General features: G+C 60.4%; 18 protein-coding genes. 11 read left to right on the top strand and 7 right to left on the bottom strand.

What is annotated here, in order from left to right; all coding sequences use genetic code 11:
* Positions 1-68: 68 nt before the first annotated feature.
* The 5 genes from ACKVY0_RS30305 to ACKVY0_RS30285 form a co-directional block, all read right to left on the bottom strand.
* Complete coding sequence (locus ACKVY0_RS30305) at positions 69-380, bottom strand: hypothetical protein (protein WP_409218630.1); 312 nt, start codon at positions 378-380, stop codon at positions 69-71.
* A gap of 5 nt (positions 381-385) precedes the next feature.
* Positions 386-940, bottom strand: coding sequence for a DUF6444 domain-containing protein (locus ACKVY0_RS30300; RefSeq protein WP_409218629.1), 555 nt, complete (start codon positions 938-940; stop codon positions 386-388).
* 117 nt (positions 941-1057) lie between these two features.
* Positions 1058-1225, bottom strand: a complete 168-nt coding sequence (locus ACKVY0_RS30295) for an AAA family ATPase (RefSeq protein ID WP_409218628.1) — start codon at positions 1223-1225, stop codon at positions 1058-1060.
* A gap of 73 nt (positions 1226-1298) precedes the next feature.
* Positions 1299-2339, bottom strand: a complete 1041-nt coding sequence (locus ACKVY0_RS30290; RefSeq protein ID WP_409218627.1) for an SAM-dependent methyltransferase — start codon at positions 2337-2339, stop codon at positions 1299-1301.
* Positions 2340-2403: 64 nt separating this feature from the next.
* A complete protein-coding gene (locus ACKVY0_RS30285) occupies positions 2404-2838 on the bottom strand; it encodes a c-type cytochrome domain-containing protein (RefSeq protein ID WP_409218626.1) in 435 nt (144 codons plus the stop codon).
* Positions 2839-3000: 162 nt separating this feature from the next.
* On the opposite strand from ACKVY0_RS30285, the gene ACKVY0_RS30280 reads away from it, so the two are divergent.
* The 3 genes from ACKVY0_RS30280 (at position 3001) to ACKVY0_RS30270 (ending at position 8833) form a co-directional block, all read left to right on the top strand.
* The gene (locus ACKVY0_RS30280) at positions 3001-5592 is read left to right on the top strand and encodes a DNA translocase FtsK 4TM domain-containing protein (protein WP_409218625.1); all 2592 of its coding nucleotides are present in this window, start codon (positions 3001-3003) and stop codon (positions 5590-5592) included.
* A gap of 62 nt (positions 5593-5654) precedes the next feature.
* On the top strand, positions 5655-8363 hold the full coding sequence (locus tag ACKVY0_RS30275; protein ID WP_409218624.1) for a bifunctional serine/threonine-protein kinase/formylglycine-generating enzyme family protein: 2709 nt from the start codon (positions 5655-5657) through the stop codon (positions 8361-8363).
* A gap of 134 nt (positions 8364-8497) precedes the next feature.
* Positions 8498-8833, top strand: coding sequence for an SUMF1/EgtB/PvdO family nonheme iron enzyme (locus ACKVY0_RS30270; protein ID WP_409218623.1), 336 nt, complete (start codon positions 8498-8500; stop codon positions 8831-8833).
* Positions 8834-9059: 226 nt separating this feature from the next.
* Here ACKVY0_RS30270 and ACKVY0_RS30265 read toward each other — a convergent pair whose 3' ends face one another.
* The gene (locus tag ACKVY0_RS30265) at positions 9060-9212 is read right to left on the bottom strand and encodes a hypothetical protein (protein ID WP_409218622.1); all 153 of its coding nucleotides are present in this window, start codon (positions 9210-9212) and stop codon (positions 9060-9062) included.
* Positions 9213-9409: 197 nt separating this feature from the next.
* Here ACKVY0_RS30265 and ACKVY0_RS30260 point away from each other — a divergent pair, with 197 nt between their 5' ends.
* The 3 genes from ACKVY0_RS30260 to ACKVY0_RS30250 are packed head-to-tail and all read left to right on the top strand — an operon-like array spanning position 9410 to position 12106.
* Positions 9410-10426 carry a reverse transcriptase domain-containing protein gene (locus ACKVY0_RS30260; RefSeq protein WP_409218621.1) on the top strand — a complete coding sequence of 339 codons (1017 nt, stop codon included), beginning with the start codon at positions 9410-9412 and terminating at the stop codon, positions 10424-10426.
* Complete coding sequence (locus ACKVY0_RS30255) at positions 10423-11067, top strand: L,D-transpeptidase (RefSeq protein WP_409218620.1); 645 nt, start codon at positions 10423-10425, stop codon at positions 11065-11067. Before ACKVY0_RS30260 ends, ACKVY0_RS30255 begins: the two co-directional genes overlap by 4 nt.
* A 49-nt stretch (positions 11068-11116) precedes the next feature.
* Entirely contained in the window at positions 11117-12106 is a 990-nt protein-coding gene (locus tag ACKVY0_RS30250; RefSeq protein ID WP_409218619.1) for an AAA family ATPase, read from the top strand.
* Between the two features lie 15 nt (positions 12107-12121).
* Here the strand turns inward: ACKVY0_RS30250 and ACKVY0_RS30245 are convergent, their stop codons facing one another.
* Positions 12122-12808, bottom strand: a complete 687-nt coding sequence (locus tag ACKVY0_RS30245) for a hypothetical protein (RefSeq protein ID WP_409218618.1) — start codon at positions 12806-12808, stop codon at positions 12122-12124.
* A gap of 173 nt (positions 12809-12981) precedes the next feature.
* Here ACKVY0_RS30245 and ACKVY0_RS30240 point away from each other — a divergent pair, with 173 nt between their 5' ends.
* The 5 genes from ACKVY0_RS30240 to xseA all read left to right on the top strand — a co-directional run bounded on the left by ACKVY0_RS30240 (position 12982) and on the right by xseA (position 16803).
* Entirely contained in the window at positions 12982-13893 is a 912-nt protein-coding gene (locus ACKVY0_RS30240) for a DUF58 domain-containing protein (RefSeq protein WP_409218617.1), read from the top strand.
* Between the two features lie 21 nt (positions 13894-13914).
* Positions 13915-14259, top strand: a complete 345-nt coding sequence (locus tag ACKVY0_RS30235; protein WP_409218616.1) for a DMT family protein — start codon at positions 13915-13917, stop codon at positions 14257-14259.
* A 21-nt stretch (positions 14260-14280) separates the two neighbouring features.
* Complete coding sequence (locus ACKVY0_RS30230) at positions 14281-14532, top strand: hypothetical protein (protein WP_409218615.1); 252 nt, start codon at positions 14281-14283, stop codon at positions 14530-14532.
* Positions 14533-14619: 87 nt separating this feature from the next.
* Positions 14620-15420 (top strand): hypothetical protein, encoded by an 801-nt coding sequence (locus tag ACKVY0_RS30225; protein WP_409218614.1) that lies wholly within the window; start codon positions 14620-14622, stop codon positions 15418-15420.
* Positions 15421-15462: 42 nt separating this feature from the next.
* Complete coding sequence (gene xseA, locus ACKVY0_RS30220; protein ID WP_409218613.1) at positions 15463-16803, top strand: exodeoxyribonuclease VII large subunit; 1341 nt, start codon at positions 15463-15465, stop codon at positions 16801-16803.
* The last annotated feature ends 287 nt before the right edge of the window (positions 16804-17090 follow it).

Genomic DNA, 17090 nt, shown 5'->3' with positions numbered 1-17090 from the left:
GTCCATGGTGGTTATAGTCGCTCGAATCCCCTGAAATCAAGGCTTCCAGCGCTTCTCTATCTGGCCCATCATCCCGGCTTTTCAATCCCTTTGTCTTGCCTCTGCCTTAACTTAACGACATTGATCTGCCATTCATAGGTGCTGGTCTTCGCTTCAGGATCGCAAGAGGCGTCCACAGAGCCGTCGTTGTCACCCGCCGTGACGGCTAGATTGAGGATCTTGTCCGGGGGCGTGGTCGATTGCACGGCCACTTCCGCCAGTTCATAGCCAGTGGCGGTCAGGGCCACGGGGTCGCCTTTGCTCTTGGTTTCCAGCGCGGCTCCGAGGTTGTCATGGGCAGCGCGCAGCTTGTCGGCCTTTTCGGCGCGGGTGGCGGCCATGGTGGCTAGCGTGATTTTGGCGTTGGCCCAGGCGGTGTTGGCCGCTTCGGCCTCGGCGGTGGCACAGAATGCCTGGCATCTTTTTTGAACACTTGCGTCGGCGCATGCACGCCTGCGGGGAACTCGGCGGTGACGAGGCGTCCGCAGGTGGGACATCTTTTGCGCTGGGCGCGGTATTCGGTGACGCGCAGTTTGATGGGCGGTAGCTCGAAGGCTTGGCGCACTTCTTCGCTCTCCACAGGCTGTCCGCTCAGGTCGCCCGCGCACTGCGGACATTGCTCCAGCGGCACGTCAATGACGACATCGGGAGCGGTGCTCGGATGCAGCCGCTGTCCTGGGTGACCGGGCTGGCCACCGGGCTTGCGCCCAGTCGTATTGACACGCAACGAACGTGTGTGCTTGAGGCCATCGCTGGAGGGCGGCTTGCTGCTGTTGGAGCTGTTTTTGCCCAAGCGCTTTTCGAGTTCGGCGATGCGAGCTTCGAGCTTCGCTATCTCGGCCAGATGGCGCTCCTCCTGCGCATTGAGCAGATCGACGACGAGTCGGCAAACGGCATCCAAGCCGCCTTGTTCAAAGGCTGCTTGGATGGCTGGTCGAAGCGTTTGATATTCGTATCGCACAATTCATCAATGAAGTGATACGCACTGTTATTTAGCCTTTCTTAACCACCTGAATAGTTACCGTTCTTCTTTATATCGCAAACTCAGCTCCAGTCCTCGAAGCACATTCGACTTCCCACAGTCGTTCTGGCCGACAAGGATGGTGATCTTCTTGCTCAAGTCGATAATCACCGGGGTCTCTCCGATGCTGCGAAAGTGGCTGATGCCGAGGTGGGTGAATTTCATGCGCACGGAAGTCCGCGCACTGGCTGTGCGAAGTAAGTAGGAAAAAATGCTGGGTTTTAGTCGCGCTGAACGCTTAGCCAGCACACACGCAAATTTCCCGCCGGTTCGCCGCGAGTTGAGTGGCAAACACGGGGGCGGGAGCCCAATCGCGGATGGCGTCGATAAACTCATGCGCACGGTCTTCGAGAGCGGGTGTGTTCAATTTGATCGTGAGGATCAATCTTCGGGCCTGAATGGAATCCTGGATGCGTGCGATCTGTGGCAGCACTTCGGGCGGCGCGAGATTGATGTCGCAGAGTAGCAGGGCGACTTCCTGGGGCAGGGCGGTAAGATTGATCCGACCCGCCGCGGTGCGCCAATGATCGAAGCGGACGCCTTGGCTTTTGGCGAGTTGGAGAACGCGGGGGTCCATCTCTGCCGTATCAATGCCGAGGACGTTCATGCCGCGTTGGAGGAGCGCATACGTGGCTCCACCGGGCGCACAGCCGATGTCGAGTGCAGTTTCGCCGCGCAGATCGAGCTGGTCCCAGCCACGCCACGCGAGTGCCTGCTCAAACTTCAACCAGGCACGTGAGGGCACGTCCTCTGGCAGGGTGATGCGTGGCAGGCCGCCGGGTTGAGTGTGAGAACTGGTTTGATGCTCATGCAGGCCAAGAAACAGCGGTTCGGCATCGGTTTCGCCGACGATGACATCGAGAATCATATCGCCAACAGCGTACGGCAGCCGGGTTTCGAGTTGAACGCCAGCCTCAAGGAGTGCGCGGGTGATGTCGGCTTCAATAGCGTCGATGCGCTGCCAGACGGCGGCCTCCACTCCGTCTTCGTTGGTGATTCGAGGGAAGACGTGGAGGCGCAGCGGTTGTTTGGCAATGCTGCGGGCCTGATCAACGACTTCAGCGATGGTTTTGCAGAGGCCAACAGACGTGCCGCTGACGCGCGCAAAGGTGCTGAGGGTGCGCGGTGGGCTGAAACCCGGACTGCGCACTTTCCAGGTGATGAACTGCGGTTTCATGAACGCTGGGGTAAGTTCCCCGGCAAAGTGCGTGGCGATGTCACGCTTGAGCACGGGTTCAGATCCGGCCCGGCAGGTGGTGAAGCGAAAGGGAGTGTTCATGAGCGGAAAAAAGAAAGGCGGAGCCATGGCTCCGCCTTCCGTGGTGAGATGGGGTGATGAGAAATTACTCGACGCCTTTCCAAGCGCCGAAGTTTGCACCTTCAGTGATCCACTTCTTGATCAGGTCGATGTTCGCGGCGCTGACGCGGTCGCCTTTGCCTTCAGGCGGCATGGCGAGTTCATCGGTGTCCGGCAGGATGACGCTCTTCACGAGCCAGCTCGCATCGGGCTTGCCGGCGACGACGGTTTCATTCGGATATTCTTTGCCGCCCTTCATGATGACCGCAGCGCCGTCAAGGCGGAGGCCGCCTTTGGGCTTCTTCATCTTGCCGTTGTCTTCGTGCTCCTTCTCGTGGCACTTGAAGCAGCTTTCCTTCAGGACGGGGAGGATCTGCTTTTCAAAGTCCACTTTACCGGCGTCCTGAGCGCTGGTGGTGGAGGTGACTGAAGCGCCGAGGGCAAGCACGGCGGCGAGGGTGAGGGCGAGGGTGGATTTCATGATTGTGGTGTGGCGTGGGGGGGCGGATGAAGATGGTCGCGAGAAATTCGTGGTCAAGTTGCATCCCTGGAGAGGATCGAAGCCGATTCATAAAAGTGAGGCAAGGTAAATATTTCGGTAGCCTTAAATAATTTCGTCTGCCAGAATCCATCAATTATTGCCATGAGCCGTGCCGCTGCTGTCGCCCGCCCTCCTCGCGCCCGATCCACGGACGAGAAGGAAAGTCCATGGAATGATGTCTTTGGCATCCTGCTGCTGATGGTGGCGGCCATGCTGCTGCTGGCACTGGTCTCGTATGATCCACGGGACATGCCGTCGTGGTCATTCCTGGCGCTGTCGGAGACCTCCGGGGAGGTGACGCATAATTTCGTGGGTCGCATGGGAGCACTGGTGGCGGGGCACATGCTGTGGCTGATGGGTTTCGCGGCCTATCTGCTGCCCTTTAGCATGACATGGTTTGGCGTGTGCAAACTGCACTCCAAAATGAAGATCACGCGTGCAGCCTGGCTGGGCGTCGTGGTGATGATCGTCAGCGGAGCCGCCTTGCTTGAAGTGCAGAACCTCCTCAGTGAGCGCGATCATTTCACGCCGCTGGGCGGTTCCGGTGGCCTCGGGTTTGTGATCGGTGGTGGCCTGTTGAAGAACCTGCTGGGCAAAGTGGGGGCGACGCTGGTGCTGAGTGTCGTGTATCTCATCGGTCTGTTCCTTGTCACGGGGCAGCATCCGCTGACGGCGATCCGCAACATCCGTGCGGAACTGACGAAGTGGAAGGACGAACGCGAAGCGCAGCGATTGATTGATGAAAAACTCGCCGAAGAAGCCGCGCACACTGTTCCTGGCACGCTAACGCCGGTGCCGCTCGAACTGCGCCGCAAGAAAAAAGGCGGTGAACTGCGTGGTGATACGCCCATCGCGACAAACATGGAACTGGGCCTCAAGTTTGATCCACCTACGCCGAAGATCATCGACTCCTCCATCCCGCGTGCGCACGATGAGAAGTCCGACAAACCGCCGCTGTCGGAAGTCTGGGAGAAAAAGCGTGCGCAGAAGATCGAGCAGGCACCGCATGGCTCGCTGGGAAATCTCACCGTGCGCTTCAAGGACTACAAACTGCCGCCGATGGATCTGCTCAAGTGGCCGGAGAACAGCCAGCATACCCCAACCGACAAGGGCGAGCTGCTCGGCATCCAGGCCACCATCGTCAAAGCCCTCGCCAGCTTCGGCATCAGCGTCGAACCGGGCGACATCACCCGTGGTCCCGCCATCACCCGTTACGAAGTGCGCCCCGTCGATGGTCTGCGCGTGAGCCGCATCGCCAGTCTCGATGCCGACCTCGCTCGTGCCACGCGTGCGGAACGCATCAACATCCTCGCCCCAATTCCCGGCAAAGACACCGTCGGCATCGAACTCGCGAACAAAGAAAAAATCATCGTGCCGCTGCGTGAGTTGCTGGAGGACGAAATCTTCGTCAATGGCAAGTCCAAGCTGCCCGTCGCTCTCGGCAAGGACGTTTATGGCAAGACCATCATCGGCGATCTCGCCGCCATGCCGCATCTGCTCGTCGCTGGTGCCACTGGCAGCGGTAAATCGGTCTGCATCAACAGCATCATTACCAGCCTGCTGTGCCGTTTCGCGCCGGATGAACTCCGCTTCATCATGATCGACCCCAAGGTCGTGGAAATGCAGAACTACGAAGAACTGCCGCATCTCGCCCTGCCCGTCGTCACCGATCCGAAGAAAGCGCTGCTCGCATTGCGCTGGGTGGTCAAGGAGATGGAGAATCGTTATCAGATCTTCGCGCAGGAAGGTTGCCGCAACTTTGAAGCCTTCAACAATCGCAATCGCAAGCGCAAGGCTGAAGCAGACGCCGCTCGTGCCGCTCGCAATGCTGCTGCAACACCGCCGATCAAAGCCGGAGTGGACGATGCGCGTGTCTCTGCCGCCTTTGCCAAAGAAGCCGCCACACCTGACAGCGCTGCCAAAACCGCCGAAGTCGGCACGGTGGACGGCGACACGGAACTCCGTGATGCCAGCGGCACCTGGCTGGGTGATTCGCAGGCCCCGCCGCCTCGCAAGCAGGAAGTTCAAATTCCCGACACGATGCCCTACATCGTCGTCATCGTCGATGAGTTGGCCGATTTGATGCAAACCGCTCCGGCGGACATCGAAGTCGCCATCGCTCGCATCACACAGATGGCGCGTGCGGCAGGCATCCATCTCATCGTCGCCACGCAGACGCCGCGTGCGGATGTCATCACCGGCGTCATCAAAGCGAACATCCCCACCCGCATCGCCTTCCAAGTTTCCTCCGCGCTTGATAGTCGCGTCATTCTCGACCGCAAAGGTGCCGAGAACCTCGTCGGCAAAGGCGACATGCTCTACGTGCCGCCCGGCGGTGCGCAGCCCGTGCGCAGCCAGGGCGCACTCGTCACCGACGATGAAATTCATGCGCTAGTCAGTCATTGCGTCGCGCAGGGCAAGCCCGTCTTCGATGTCAAAGTCGATGAGGATGGCGGTGGCTTCGGCGACGACGAAGATAGCGAGGACGGCATCAGTTCAGATGAATTGGAATGCCTGGAGAAGTGCCTCGAAGTCGTGCGTCAGGAGAAAAAAGCCAGCACCAGCCTGTTGCAGCGTCGTCTGCGCCTCGGCTATGGCAAAGCCGCCCGCATGATCGATCTCCTCGAAGACCGTGGCATCATCGGTCCCGGTGAAGGTGCCAAGCCGCGTGAGATTCTCGTGCAGATGGATTGAGTGCGGGCTGAGAGCGTTTCAGCGCTTGCCAAACTCCGCCCGGTTCGCCACACTCGCCGCTTATGTCCTCCTCGATTCCCGCCAGCACTCCCGGCAAGCCGTGGCAGCCGTTGACACCCGAAGAACTCCAGCCGGAGCTGCCGCAGTATGCGGTGCTGAGCCTGCTCGGACGTGGCGGTATGGGCGCAGTGTACAAGGCGGTGCAAAAGAGCCTCGGGCGCGAGGTCGCCATCAAGGTGCTGCCACCGACGATCGAAGATGGCGGCATGCGCTTTGCGGAGCGTTTCCTCGCCGAGGCGAATGCGCAGGCGCGGTTGAACCATCCCGGCATTGTTTCCGTTTATGATGCGGGCGAGACGCCCGGCGGGCTGCTCTACATGGTCATGGAGTATGTGCAGGGCACGGATGTCTCGCAGATGATTCGTTCTTCTGGCAAACTGCCGCCGGAGCATGCCTATGCCATCATCGCGCATGTGTGTGAGGCCCTCGCGTATGCACATGGCAATGGCATCATCCACCGCGACATCAAACCGGCCAACGTCATGGTCGATACGCAGGGGCGCGTGAAAATCGCCGACTTTGGGCTGGCGAAGCTGATCACCGAGGACACCGGCTACACGCAGAGCAACATGGCCGTGGGCACGCCGGATTTTGTGGCACCGGAGGCGCTGATTCCTGGCATGCCCGTCGATGGCCGTGCGGATTTGTATGCGGTGGGTGTGATGTTGTATCAAATGCTCACCGGCAGCATCCCGCGTGGGGCGTTCAAGCCCGCGTCCGTGATCGTGCCGGGCCTGGATGCACGCTTTGACCAGATCGTGCTCAAGGCGATGCAGGTGGATCGTGAAGAGCGCCACCGCAGCGCGGCGGAGTTGCGGCAGCATTTGGACAGCCTCTTGATGCCAGCGGTGCCAGCGCCGGACTTGCAGCGTTATTCGAGTGCGCAGATGCCGCAGACGCCACCGCCGGGAAGTAGGATGGGTGTGGCGACAGCCCGCCCGTCTGCTGGCGGTAACGCAACCGACGGGCGGGCTAACGCCACACCCATCCTACGTCAGGCGGCCACGCCTACAGCACCGCCCAAGTCCAAGACGCCGTTGTTCATCGGCGTTGCGGCAGCGCTGGCGGTTGGCGCGTTCGTTTGGAGTAGCCAAGGTCGCCAGACCTTGGACGCACGGCCCCAGGCCGCCACAGCACCCAAGCCCCAAACTCTGGCGAGTTCGGCTACCGCAGCCGTCGTTCCCGCCAAGGTCGTCGCAGCACCCAAGCCGGAGTCAAAGCCAATCGTCTTCGCGAAAGCACCCGAGCCAGCGAAAGTGGACCCACCCAAGCCTGCGGCACCTGAGCCGAAGAAAGAGGAGCCGAAACCCATCTCTCCCGCAACGGTGATGGCAGCGCCAGCGCAGTCGGACGTCGTGGCGCAGGCTCCAGCGGCACCGCCAACCGCTGCTCCAAGTCTGACAGTCTCCCCATCTCCCAGTCCTCCGGCACTCCCACCCGAACTCGCCGCACTCGATGCCACTTTCATCAAACTCCAAGCCGAGCGCGTCACGACACCATTTGAAGCCGACCTCACAAAGCTGAACGCGGGCTACCTCGGCGGTATCGGCAAGAAGATCGCGGAAGAAAAGGCCGCCGGGCATCTCGATGGCATTCTCGCCTTGGAAGCAGAGCAAAAACTCATCACCGACAAACAGCCCGTGCCAGACACCGATGAGGAGAAGACCCCCGCCAGTCTCACCGCCCTGCGTGGCATCTACCGCACCGCGTATGCGAAGCTCGCCGCCACGCGTGCCACCAATCTCAAGGCGCTAATCACGCCACTCGATGCACGGCTCGCCACGATTGAGAGCGATTTCGCCAAGAGTGACCGTGTGGCCGATGCAAAGATCGTGCGCGGCTATCGCGACGCGCTCAAAGAAAGTACTCCCGGCCTTCAGGCCGTCAGCGCGGCGCAAACACCGCCAACCGGCGAACCGCCCCAGAACGGACTAAAGTCCGGGAGTACTCTCAACCCCGCCGCGATGCTGGCTGCAAAAGACGGCATCACCAACACCCTCGGCATGAAGTTCCTGCCCGTGAAAGGCACGGAGGTGCTGTTCTGCATCCATGAGGTGCGCTACAGCGACTACGCGGCCTATGCAGCGGAGTCCCCCGGCGTGGATGGCTCCTGGAAAGACCAAACCTGCGACGGCTACGCACTCACGGAGAACAAAGAAAACCATCCCGTCATGAAAGTAAGCTGGGAAGACGCACATAAGTTCTGCGCCTGGCTCTCCAAGAAAGAAGGCAAAACCTATCGCCTGCCCACCGACCAGGAATGGAGCTACGCCGTCGGCATTGGGCGGGATGAGAAGTGGAAGAATGACACCACGCCCGCCACCGTGACCAAAAGCCAGACCGACTTCCCGTGGGGAGACAAATGGCCGCCACCGAAAGACAGCGGGAACTACAGCGATGACAGCCGCAAAGCCAAGGCACCGAATGCCACCGCGAAATACTTGGAGAACTACGATGACGGCTTCCCCACCACCGCGCCGGTGATGAGCTTCAAGCCCAACAAACTTGGCCTCTACGACCTGGAGGGCAACGTGCGGGAATGGGTGGAAGACTGGTATGACAATGCAAAAGCTGACCGCGTTCTCCGGGGCGGTTCGTGGTACGACCACGACCGCGGCGGTCTGCTGTCGTCGTATCGTTTTCACTTCGTCCCCGGTCGTCGCTACGATTACCACGGGTTCCGTTGTGTGCTGGTGGTGTCCGGGGGCTAGGCTCCTTACCCTTTCCCCTCTTACCCTCTTTCAAAGGCCATGAAGCGTGATTTACAGAGAAGACATGGCAGAGGGAAAATCAGAGCCGCGCAGCGGGCGGAAATTTTTTTGAGTTTCACCGGGAGGTTGAAGCCGTGAGGAATCACGGCGCAGACACCTGTGGAAGAAGCAGTCCGGTAAGACGCCACCGCGTTCTCCGGGGCGGTTCGTGGAACAACAACGACCGCGGCAATCTGCTGTCGTCGAATCGTAATCACAACGTCCCCGGTAATCGCAACAATAACAACGGGTTCCGTTGTGTGCTGGTGGTGTCCGGGGGCAAGGCTCTTGAGCCAGCGGTGCGCACCGTGCGCCCGCGCAAACAATCGGCGTGGATTCGCATGGGGCGGAAGCTCTGTGCGAACGGTGCCAAGAAAGAGCCTAACCCGGACGGCTTCCCCCTGGGGAAAACACAACGCGCTGGAGGATAATGCCAGCCGGTGCCAGGGCCAAGACGCGGCGGCCGCCGTGGCGACGGGGGCGGGTGAAAAGAAAGCCCGCCCTACGGCTTGAAGTCACGGCGGCTAGCGCCGCGAAAGTAGTCATCATCGCTCCGCGTGATGAACTCACAGCGTGGCAAGCGGGAAGGCATACAATGGACTAGGAGCGTCTGACACCCGTGCGGAGGTAACAGCTCGTCACGCGGAGCGATGACGGCTACTTTATAGTCTTCACCCATGCGCCCACCATGCGCCCGATCTCATCCACCTTGCGGATGACGAAGAACAACTGCTGCTGGCTGAGCCACTCCCGCTGGTGCGCGATGCGCCAGAACACGCGCAACTTCTCCAGCAGCAGGTTCAGCTGCATCAGCGGCACTCGTTTACCCGCTGCTGGCGCATAGATCGCCTCCAGGCAGCGCTCCAGCGCATCCAGCGTGAAGTTGTCGATGCGCTAGCCGATGGTGAAGCGGTGGCTCTTGGGGAAATCCGCCGTGCGGTCCAGTGACCATGAGAGCAGTTCGGAAAGGAGGGTGAAGACGGGCGGTTTTTCAGTCAGAGTCATGCATGGCAGACTACTTCACGCTCGCCGACGTGGCATCCCTCGAAAACCTCGCCGTGGCAGCACGCAAAGCGCGGCGCGGCAAGAGCCGCAGACCGGATGTGGATGAATTTCACCGCCGCGAAGAAAGTAATCTGCTCGCTCTGCATGATGCATTGATACACGGCACCTGGCGGCCCGGCGGCTACCGCCAGTTCATCATCCACGAGCCGAAACACCGCCTCATCTCCGCCGCACCGTATGCCGACCGCGTGGTGCACCACGCCCTGTGCCATCTGCTAGAGCCGCTGCTGTCAAAGCGCTTCATCGCCCGCAGCTTCTCCTGCCAGGCCGGCAAAGGCACCAGCGCGGCGCGAGAATGCGTGCGCAAGCTGGTGAACCAGCACCGCTACGTTTTGAAATGCGATGTGCGGAAGTTCTTCGAGAGCATCGACCACGAGATTTTATGTGAGCGGCTGTTTCGCGTGGTGCATTGCCCTGGCCTGCGTGCGGTCATGCGCTTGATCGTGAACAGTCACGCCACCATTGGCAGAGAACACGCCTGCGGTCTGCCGCTGGGAAACCTCACCAGCCAGCTCTGGGCCAACTTCTTCCTCGACCCGCTCGACCACTGGATCACCGAGACGATATGCTTCGGCGCCTATGCCCGCTACACGGATGACTTCCTCATCTTTAGCGATGACAAGCCCGCGCTGCATGAGCTGCACGCAGGCATTGCCGCGCAGCTCACCGGGATGCGGCTGGAACTGGCGGCGGACAAGACGCGGCTGATGACCTCGCACGAGGGCGTGCCGTTCTGCGGCTTCGTCTTCCGTCCCGGCCTGCGTCCGCGCGTACTCGGAACCACCAAGCGGCGCTTCGAGCAGCGCCGCTCACGCTTGGCACGCAGCCGTGACTTCTTCGCCCTCTCTCAAGCCGTGGTGTCCTGGTATGCGTTCAGCCGGGAGGGGAACACGACAGGTCTGCGACGGGCGTATGCGCGGGCTGCGCGGAGCCTGGAGGTGGCTTCAACCTCGCCATGATTCCGGCCCTCTTTGCGCCTGATCTACCTCCTGCGTGCCGTCAGGTGCTGCTGGTGGCCGCTCCCGACGAAAGATCCATTTCAGCCGAGCTGCACAAGCTCGAACGTGATGCCTCCAACTCATGGAAACAGGTGGGAGACACGATTCCGGTCACTCTCGGACGAAACGGCCTCGCTTGGGGTCTCGGCGAACACCAAGCGTCACCTCCGCCGAACTTCCGCCTCAAGCGTGAAGGCGATGGTTGCAGTCCTGCGGGCGTTTTTCGTCTGCCGCTGGCTTTTGGCGATGCGCCAACCTCTCATGGCAGACTTCGCTACGTTCCGATCACCCAATCGCTGCTCGCTGTCGATGATCCGCAATCGCAGTTCTACAATCAGATCGTCGATTCGGCCTGCGTGACGAAAGATTGGAGCAGTACCGAATTCATGCAGCGTGAGGACGGCCTGTATCGCCATGGCATCGTCGTCGCGCACAATCCTTCGAATCAGCCCGATGCAGGCTCCTGCATTTTCATCCATCTATGGCGTGGATCGGACCAACCAACCGCTGGTTGCACCGCGATGAGCGAAGCAAACCTCCAGCGCATCCTTGCTTGGCTCGATCCGGCTTTGGAGCCGCGTTTGGTGCAGTGGATTGCCTGAAAGACGACAACCGCCTTGCGCAACTAGGGTGGCTGGCGAGAATCGCCGCATGCCCGACCACGCCGCCTTCCGCACCCTGTTCAAAGACCTCAAAGCCGAGATGCAAAAAGCCATCGTTGGCTACGATGAACTGCTCAGCGATGTGCTGGTGGCGATTTTCTCCGGTGGGCATGTGCTGCTCGAAGGTGTGCCGGGTCTCGGCAAAACGTATCTCGTGCGCACGCTGTCGCAGGTCGTCGGCCTGGAGCCGGGCCGGGTGCAATGCACGCCCGATTTGATGCCAGCGGACATTCTCGGCACGCACATCGTCGGTGAAGATGAAAAAGGCCACCGCACGCTGCGCTATGAGAAAGGCCCGGTGTTCAAGAACCTGCTGCTCGTCGATGAAATCAACCGCGCCACACCCAAAACGCAGGCTGCGCTGCTCGAAGTCATGCAGGAACGCTGTGTCACCACCGGTGGCGAGCGTCACCTCGTGCCCGAGCCGTTTTTAGTGCTCGCCACGCAGAACCCGATGGAAATGGAAGGCACTTATCCGCTGCCCGAAGCGCAGCTCGACCGGTTCATGTTCAAGATCAAAGTGCCGTTCCCCGATCTCGACTCGCTCGTCGAAATCTCGCGCCGCACCACCGGTTTCACCGAGCCGAAGCTCGCGAACATGACCAACGGCCCGCAGTTGATGGAGCTGCAGCAAAAACTCTCACAGATGCCCGTGGCCGATCCGGTGGCGCACTACGCCTCGCGCCTCATCCTCAGCAGTCATCCCGAACAGCCCGATGCGCTGCCCGAAGTGAAGCGCTACGTCAGCTATGGAGCCAGTCCGCGTGGTTTGCAGGCGCTCATCCGCGGTGCGCGCGTCTGGGCGGCAATTCAAGGAGCCACCGCCGTCTCCACCGACGACATCCGCGCCATCGCCCACGTCTCCCTGCGTCACCGCATCATTCTGAACTTCGAAGGCGAGGCCGGACAGATCAAGGTGGACGACATCATCACCAAACTACTCGATCAGGTGAAAACTCCGGCGCAGCAGGCGGCTTGATGGGAGGAATGATCGTCAGCGTTCTTCAGCTCTTTGGCGGTAGAACGCCCGCCTCCTTCGCCATCGCCACAGGGCGTTTCTCATCGCCTGGCACACCATGAGAAACCAGATCAGCAGTCCTCCGACCACCATGGCGAGGCTGACCAAGAGGTCGGGGGACGCACCGTCATTCAAAATCACAAAATCCTCAGCCAGCTTCATGTTCAGCTTGGCCAATCTGGCCCGCATCAGAAGGTCGTAGAAGATGCCGTAGCGAGTCAGCCCGGTGATGTCCTGCCACATAAACAGTTTGTCCGCCTGCTGTGCAGCGGTATCGACCTTCTTCTCCAATGTTCCGCCGGACCCGCTCAGATGCTGCAAGGCCGCCACCACGGCTTGATTGTTCGTTGAGAGCAGGATGTGAACCGGGACATCCGTGGATTCCCCGACGGGCCGCACCGGAATAAAAACTTCAGAGACTTTTCCCAGCCGTGCCTTGTAGGCTGCTTCCACAAGACTCACCTGCGCCTCCTGCAGCGTCATCCACTCAGCATTCGGCTTCTTGGCAATGTAGTCGGCCACCGTGATCTTCAGTGGTTCTGGGTTCTTCAGCGCTACATAGACGCCCTGGCCACCGACGATCAGCAGGACTATGACGGCCATGTAAACGATGCCGCCCAGGCTGATGAAGCCCGGTGGGCGATTGAGGGGACGGATTTTCATGCCGTCTCCCGAGTACCGAAAACCTTGACCGTCGCAAGACTGTTTCTTGCCAGTTCTGCAAATGCCTGCTGGCGGCTGCGAATGATCGTCCGCTTGATTCCGTTGAGTATCTTTGCAGCAATCGCGAGCGTTTTGCACACATCTCGTTAAGATTGCCTGATCCGACACCTCGAATGCCCGATACTCTCGAACGCGAAGACCTCTTTGATGCCTCCTTTCTGGACCGGCTGCGGGTGCTGGCATTGCGGTTGAGAAAACGCCGCCAGTTGATGCGGCGTGGATCGCAATCAACACCAGCGACGGGATTCACGCGTGAGTTCAAAGACTACCGCCACTACACACCGCGTGAAGACTATCGCGCCATCGACTGGCGCTTGTATGCGCGGCTCGACAAGCTGTTCGTGCGTCTTTACGAAGAAACTCAGGAACTGAACCTGCACATCCTGCTCGACACCAGCACGTCGATGGCCCAGCCATTTCCCGAGAAACGGCGGCAGGCGCTGCGCTTTGCCGTGGCACTGGCCTATCTGGCTCTCAGTGCGCAGCAGCGCGTGAGCGTGTATTCGATGGGCGACAGCGTGCATCAAGAACTGCCGCCGTTGCGAGGGCAGGGGAACATCGAGAAGGTCATCCAAGTCGTGTCACGGCTCAAATTCGACGGCATCACCAACATGAAGCGCTCGTTTGAGGAATTCCGGCCCAGCAAGCAGCGCTACGGCATCATCTTCGTCATCAGCGATTTTTTCGGCCACGAAATCGGCAGCGCAACCGAGGCCGTCGCTCGCGTGTCTGCGTGGCCGGGCGAGAATCACTTCCTGCAAATCGTGCATCCCGAGGAGCGCCAGCCTGAGATCGAGGGTGAACTCGAACTCACCGAGGTCGAAACCGGCGAACACCGCCGTTTCTGGCTCACCAAGCGCGATATGCAGCGCTACGTCGAAACCTTCGACGCTTTCTCTGAAAACCTCTCCCGCGAGTGCGCCAGCCATCGCATCGACTTCATGCAGGTGGGCAGCGGCGAAGCCTTCGAGGAGCGCTTCCTCGACCTGCTGGTGCGCGGTTCGGCCCTTGCGGGTGGAGTGTGACCCCGATTCTCTCATGCTGATATGAACTGGCCTGTGATCAAAGCCGTCGGGCTGCTGGTGGCGTCTAATGTTTTCATGACCTTCGCGTGGTATGCACATCTGCGTGATCTGAGAGCGAAGCCATGGTTCATCGCCGCTTTCATCAGTTGGGGCATCGCGTTCTTTGAATACATGCTGCAGGTGCCGGCGAACCGCATCGGCAGCACGGCGCTGACGTTGCCACAGCTCAAGATCATCCAGGAGGTCATCACGCTGATGGTGTTCGCGCCGTTTGTGCTGTTTTACATGAAGGAGCCGCTCAAATGGGACTACCTCTGGGCGGCGCTGTGCATGTGTGGGGCGGTGTATTTTATCTTTCGTAAATGAACCTGCGCTGGGAGGACTTTTATGCCGCTGGATGAAGGAATACTGCTGGTGCTGCTCCATGGCTTGGTGCGGCTGCTCGTGTTCTTGTTTGAAGCCACGGTGGAGCTTTGCTCCACCACCTTCATGGAAGTGGTGTTTGGCTATTGGGGTGCTTTGATGGCGCGAGTTTTGACCTTGGGCCTCTGGCGGCCACAACCGGAGACACCTGCGGCGGTAGGCTTCGGACTCGTCTCTGCCGCCGCAGTCATTGCGGCCTGGTATTGGTGGGGGTGAGGGACAGGGAAGGGCGGCCGCTTATTCACATATTCACATTTTGAATTGTGAATATGCTTAATAAAGGTTAAATAACTCAGAAATCCCATGTCCACCGCGAACCTGCGCCGACACCTCCACGAGACCCGCAACCGCCCTGCCGGCATCAACAACCGGCATGACGTGAGAAAGGATCGTTTTCTGCTGCTGACGAAGCGTTGGATCGGCGGTGCGCTGCTGGCCCCGGCCTGTTTGGTGACGGCGATCACGCTGATCATCATGCTCTGGCGGGCAGTGACGCGCATGGGTTTCCTGCGTTCCGAGGAATTCGTCTTTTTCATCTTCGGTGGCGCGGTGTGGGGCCTGGCCTACCTAGCGGGACTGCGGCCGGTGACGGCCTATGTCTTCGGCCATGAGTTCAGTCATCTCGTCACGGCCCGGATGTTTGGCGGCCGCATCTTCGACTGGAAAGTCAGCGCCCAGGGCGGTTACGTCGAAACTGACAAGTCGAACACGCTGATCACGCTGGCTCCCTATTTGATCCCGTTTTACACGCTCCTCATCATGATCGCCTTCGGCATTGTCGGACTGGCGCTGGACATGCAGGAGGCACACACGGTCTCAATCTGGCAATGGACGGTGCATCTGAAGCCCTCCCGGTTTCTCTACGCGCTGGTCGGCCTGACGTGGTTCTTCCACGCCACCTACACGGTCAAAACGGTCATCGCCGAGCAGGGAGATCTCAAACGCAACGGCGAGTTCTTCTCGATGATGCTCATCTTCCTCATCAACGCCTTCCTGCTCATCGCCCTGTTCCTCGCCGCATCGCCCTCGCCGGGACTCGGCATCGCCGAGGTGGCACGCTGCTGGTGGTCGGTGGCCTCGGGGCTGCTGCATCTGTTTTGGTGACGCGGCTGGACTTTGCCCGCATCTGCGGCAAAGGACGCTCCCATGCCTGAAGCAGCCGAGATCATGTCCGTCACCCAGCTCACGCGCGAGATTCGCGAGGTGCTGGAAGGCCACATCGGCAGCGTCTGGGTCGAAGGCGAGATCAGCAACCACCGCCTGCAATCCTCCGGGCATCAATACTTCACACTGAAGGATGCCACCGCACAGCTCTCCTGTGTTTTCTTCCGTGGCGCCGCCGCCCGCAGCAGTACTCGCCTGCAAGACGGTGCCCTCGTGCAGGTGCATGGCGAGATCAGCGTCTATGAGACCCGCGGCCAGTATCAGATGGTCGTCAAACAGGTGCAGGCGAAGGGCAAAGGCTCGCTCCAGGAGCGCTTCGAAGCGTTGAAACGCCAACTGCATGCCGAGGGTCTCTTCGATGAGGAAAACAAACGCCCCATCCCACGCTTCCCGCGTGTTGTAGCGTTGGTTACATCGCCCACGGGTGCCGCCATCCAGGACATGCTGAACATCCTCACGCGCCGCGCTCCATGGGTGCGCGTGCTCGTTTTTCCAGTGCGTGTGCAAGGGCAGGGGGCCGAACTCGAGATCGTGCGTGCCCTCGAAGTGCTCGGCGATGCCGCGCACTTCGGCCTGCCAGTGCCCGACACGATTGTCGTCGGTCGTGGTGGCGGCAGCTTGGAAGACCTGTGGTGCTTCAATGAAGAAGTCCTCGCCCGTGCCATTGCAGCCTGCCCGATTCCGGTCATTTCAGCGGTCGGTCATGAAATCGACTTCACCATCGCCGACTTCGTGGCCGATCTGCGCGCGCCCACGCCCAGCGCCGCCGCCGAACTGCTCGCGCCCGACAGCACCGAGCTGCTGCGTCACTTTGACAGCATCGCCCGCACATTGAAGGCACGAGTCGGCACGCTGCTCGATCACCATCAGCACATCATCGAACTCACCGCCAAAGGCCCGCTGCTCCATGCGCCGGATCGTTTGCTCCAGCAGGCCGAACAAACCACCGACGAGATCGAATCCCGCCTGCGCGATGCCGTGCGCGAGCAAATACAGGCCTGGACCGATGACTTGACGCAGAAGCAGCACGTTCTCGCCGCGCATCATCCCCGTGTGCAACTCACCGAGGCTGTGCATCGTGCCGAAACCTCCGCCCACCGGTTGCGTCAAAGCTTGCTGCATCGTCTCGACCGCCTTTCCGACCGCGTGCAATCGCGCCACGAACTCATGCAGCACATCGGCCCCGATGCCGTCCTCGCCCGTGGCTTCTCCTACACCACGAATGCAGATGGCCGTGTGCTCACGGACGCTGCGGACGTTCAGGAGGGCGACGAACTGCTCACCCGTCTCGCGAAGGGCACAGTGCGCAGCGTGGCGAAGTGAAAACCGTCGGCAAGGGGCTCCATGCCCACGGCAGCCCGATGTGCTCAAAATCCACCAGCAGGCGGCGTGCATCCCCGTCCATGGCCGGCGGTCTTCAATACGAGAGTCGTCGTGTCCTATGCGACGTAGCGCATCAGCTACGACGCTTATGATGCCAGTGCTGTCAGAGCGAAAGCATCGAGAACGAGGACGAGGACGAGGACGAGGACGAACCGGAGGCGGACTCACGTCTGCTGCTACACTCGTCCTCCTACTGGGTGCGTCGTAGAGTAGGCAGGGGAGCTGCG

Origin of the sequence: Prosthecobacter sp. (genome assembly GCF_046154365.1) — a bacterium.
In the GTDB taxonomy this organism is placed as follows: Bacteria; Verrucomicrobiota; Verrucomicrobiia; order Verrucomicrobiales; family Verrucomicrobiaceae; genus Prosthecobacter.
This window is presented reverse-complemented; position numbering and strand designations above follow the sequence as displayed.

What these genes read in the sequence shown, in the direction of transcription:
- ACKVY0_RS30235 (WP_409218616.1), top strand. Translation starts at nt 13,915, where the DNA reads ATGAACTGGCCTGTGATCAAAGCCGTCGGGCTGCTGGTGGCGTCTAAT.
- ACKVY0_RS30250 (WP_409218619.1), top strand. Translation starts at nt 11,117, where the DNA reads ATGCCCGACCACGCCGCCTTCCGCACCCTGTTCAAAGACCTCAAAGCC.
- ACKVY0_RS30305 (WP_409218630.1), bottom strand. Translation starts at nt 380, where the DNA reads ATGGCCGCCACCCGCGCCGAAAAGGCCGACAAGCTGCGCGCTGCCCAT.
- xseA (WP_409218613.1), top strand. Translation starts at nt 15,463, where the DNA reads ATGCCTGAAGCAGCCGAGATCATGTCCGTCACCCAGCTCACGCGCGAG.
- ACKVY0_RS30255 (WP_409218620.1), top strand. Translation starts at nt 10,423, where the DNA reads ATGATTCCGGCCCTCTTTGCGCCTGATCTACCTCCTGCGTGCCGTCAG.
- ACKVY0_RS30295 (WP_409218628.1), bottom strand. Translation starts at nt 1,225, where the DNA reads ATGAAATTCACCCACCTCGGCATCAGCCACTTTCGCAGCATCGGAGAG.
- ACKVY0_RS30275 (WP_409218624.1), top strand. Translation starts at nt 5,655, where the DNA reads ATGTCCTCCTCGATTCCCGCCAGCACTCCCGGCAAGCCGTGGCAGCCG.
- ACKVY0_RS30230 (WP_409218615.1), top strand. Translation starts at nt 14,281, where the DNA reads ATGCCGCTGGATGAAGGAATACTGCTGGTGCTGCTCCATGGCTTGGTG.
- ACKVY0_RS30245 (WP_409218618.1), bottom strand. Translation starts at nt 12,808, where the DNA reads ATGAAAATCCGTCCCCTCAATCGCCCACCGGGCTTCATCAGCCTGGGC.
- ACKVY0_RS30240 (WP_409218617.1), top strand. Translation starts at nt 12,982, where the DNA reads ATGCCCGATACTCTCGAACGCGAAGACCTCTTTGATGCCTCCTTTCTG.
- ACKVY0_RS30285 (WP_409218626.1), bottom strand. Translation starts at nt 2,838, where the DNA reads ATGAAATCCACCCTCGCCCTCACCCTCGCCGCCGTGCTTGCCCTCGGC.
- ACKVY0_RS30260 (WP_409218621.1), top strand. Translation starts at nt 9,410, where the DNA reads ATGGCAGACTACTTCACGCTCGCCGACGTGGCATCCCTCGAAAACCTC.
- ACKVY0_RS30290 (WP_409218627.1), bottom strand. Translation starts at nt 2,339, where the DNA reads ATGAACACTCCCTTTCGCTTCACCACCTGCCGGGCCGGATCTGAACCC.
- ACKVY0_RS30225 (WP_409218614.1), top strand. Translation starts at nt 14,620, where the DNA reads ATGTCCACCGCGAACCTGCGCCGACACCTCCACGAGACCCGCAACCGC.
- ACKVY0_RS30280 (WP_409218625.1), top strand. Translation starts at nt 3,001, where the DNA reads ATGAGCCGTGCCGCTGCTGTCGCCCGCCCTCCTCGCGCCCGATCCACG.
- ACKVY0_RS30265 (WP_409218622.1), bottom strand. Translation starts at nt 9,212, where the DNA reads ATGCAGCTGAACCTGCTGCTGGAGAAGTTGCGCGTGTTCTGGCGCATC.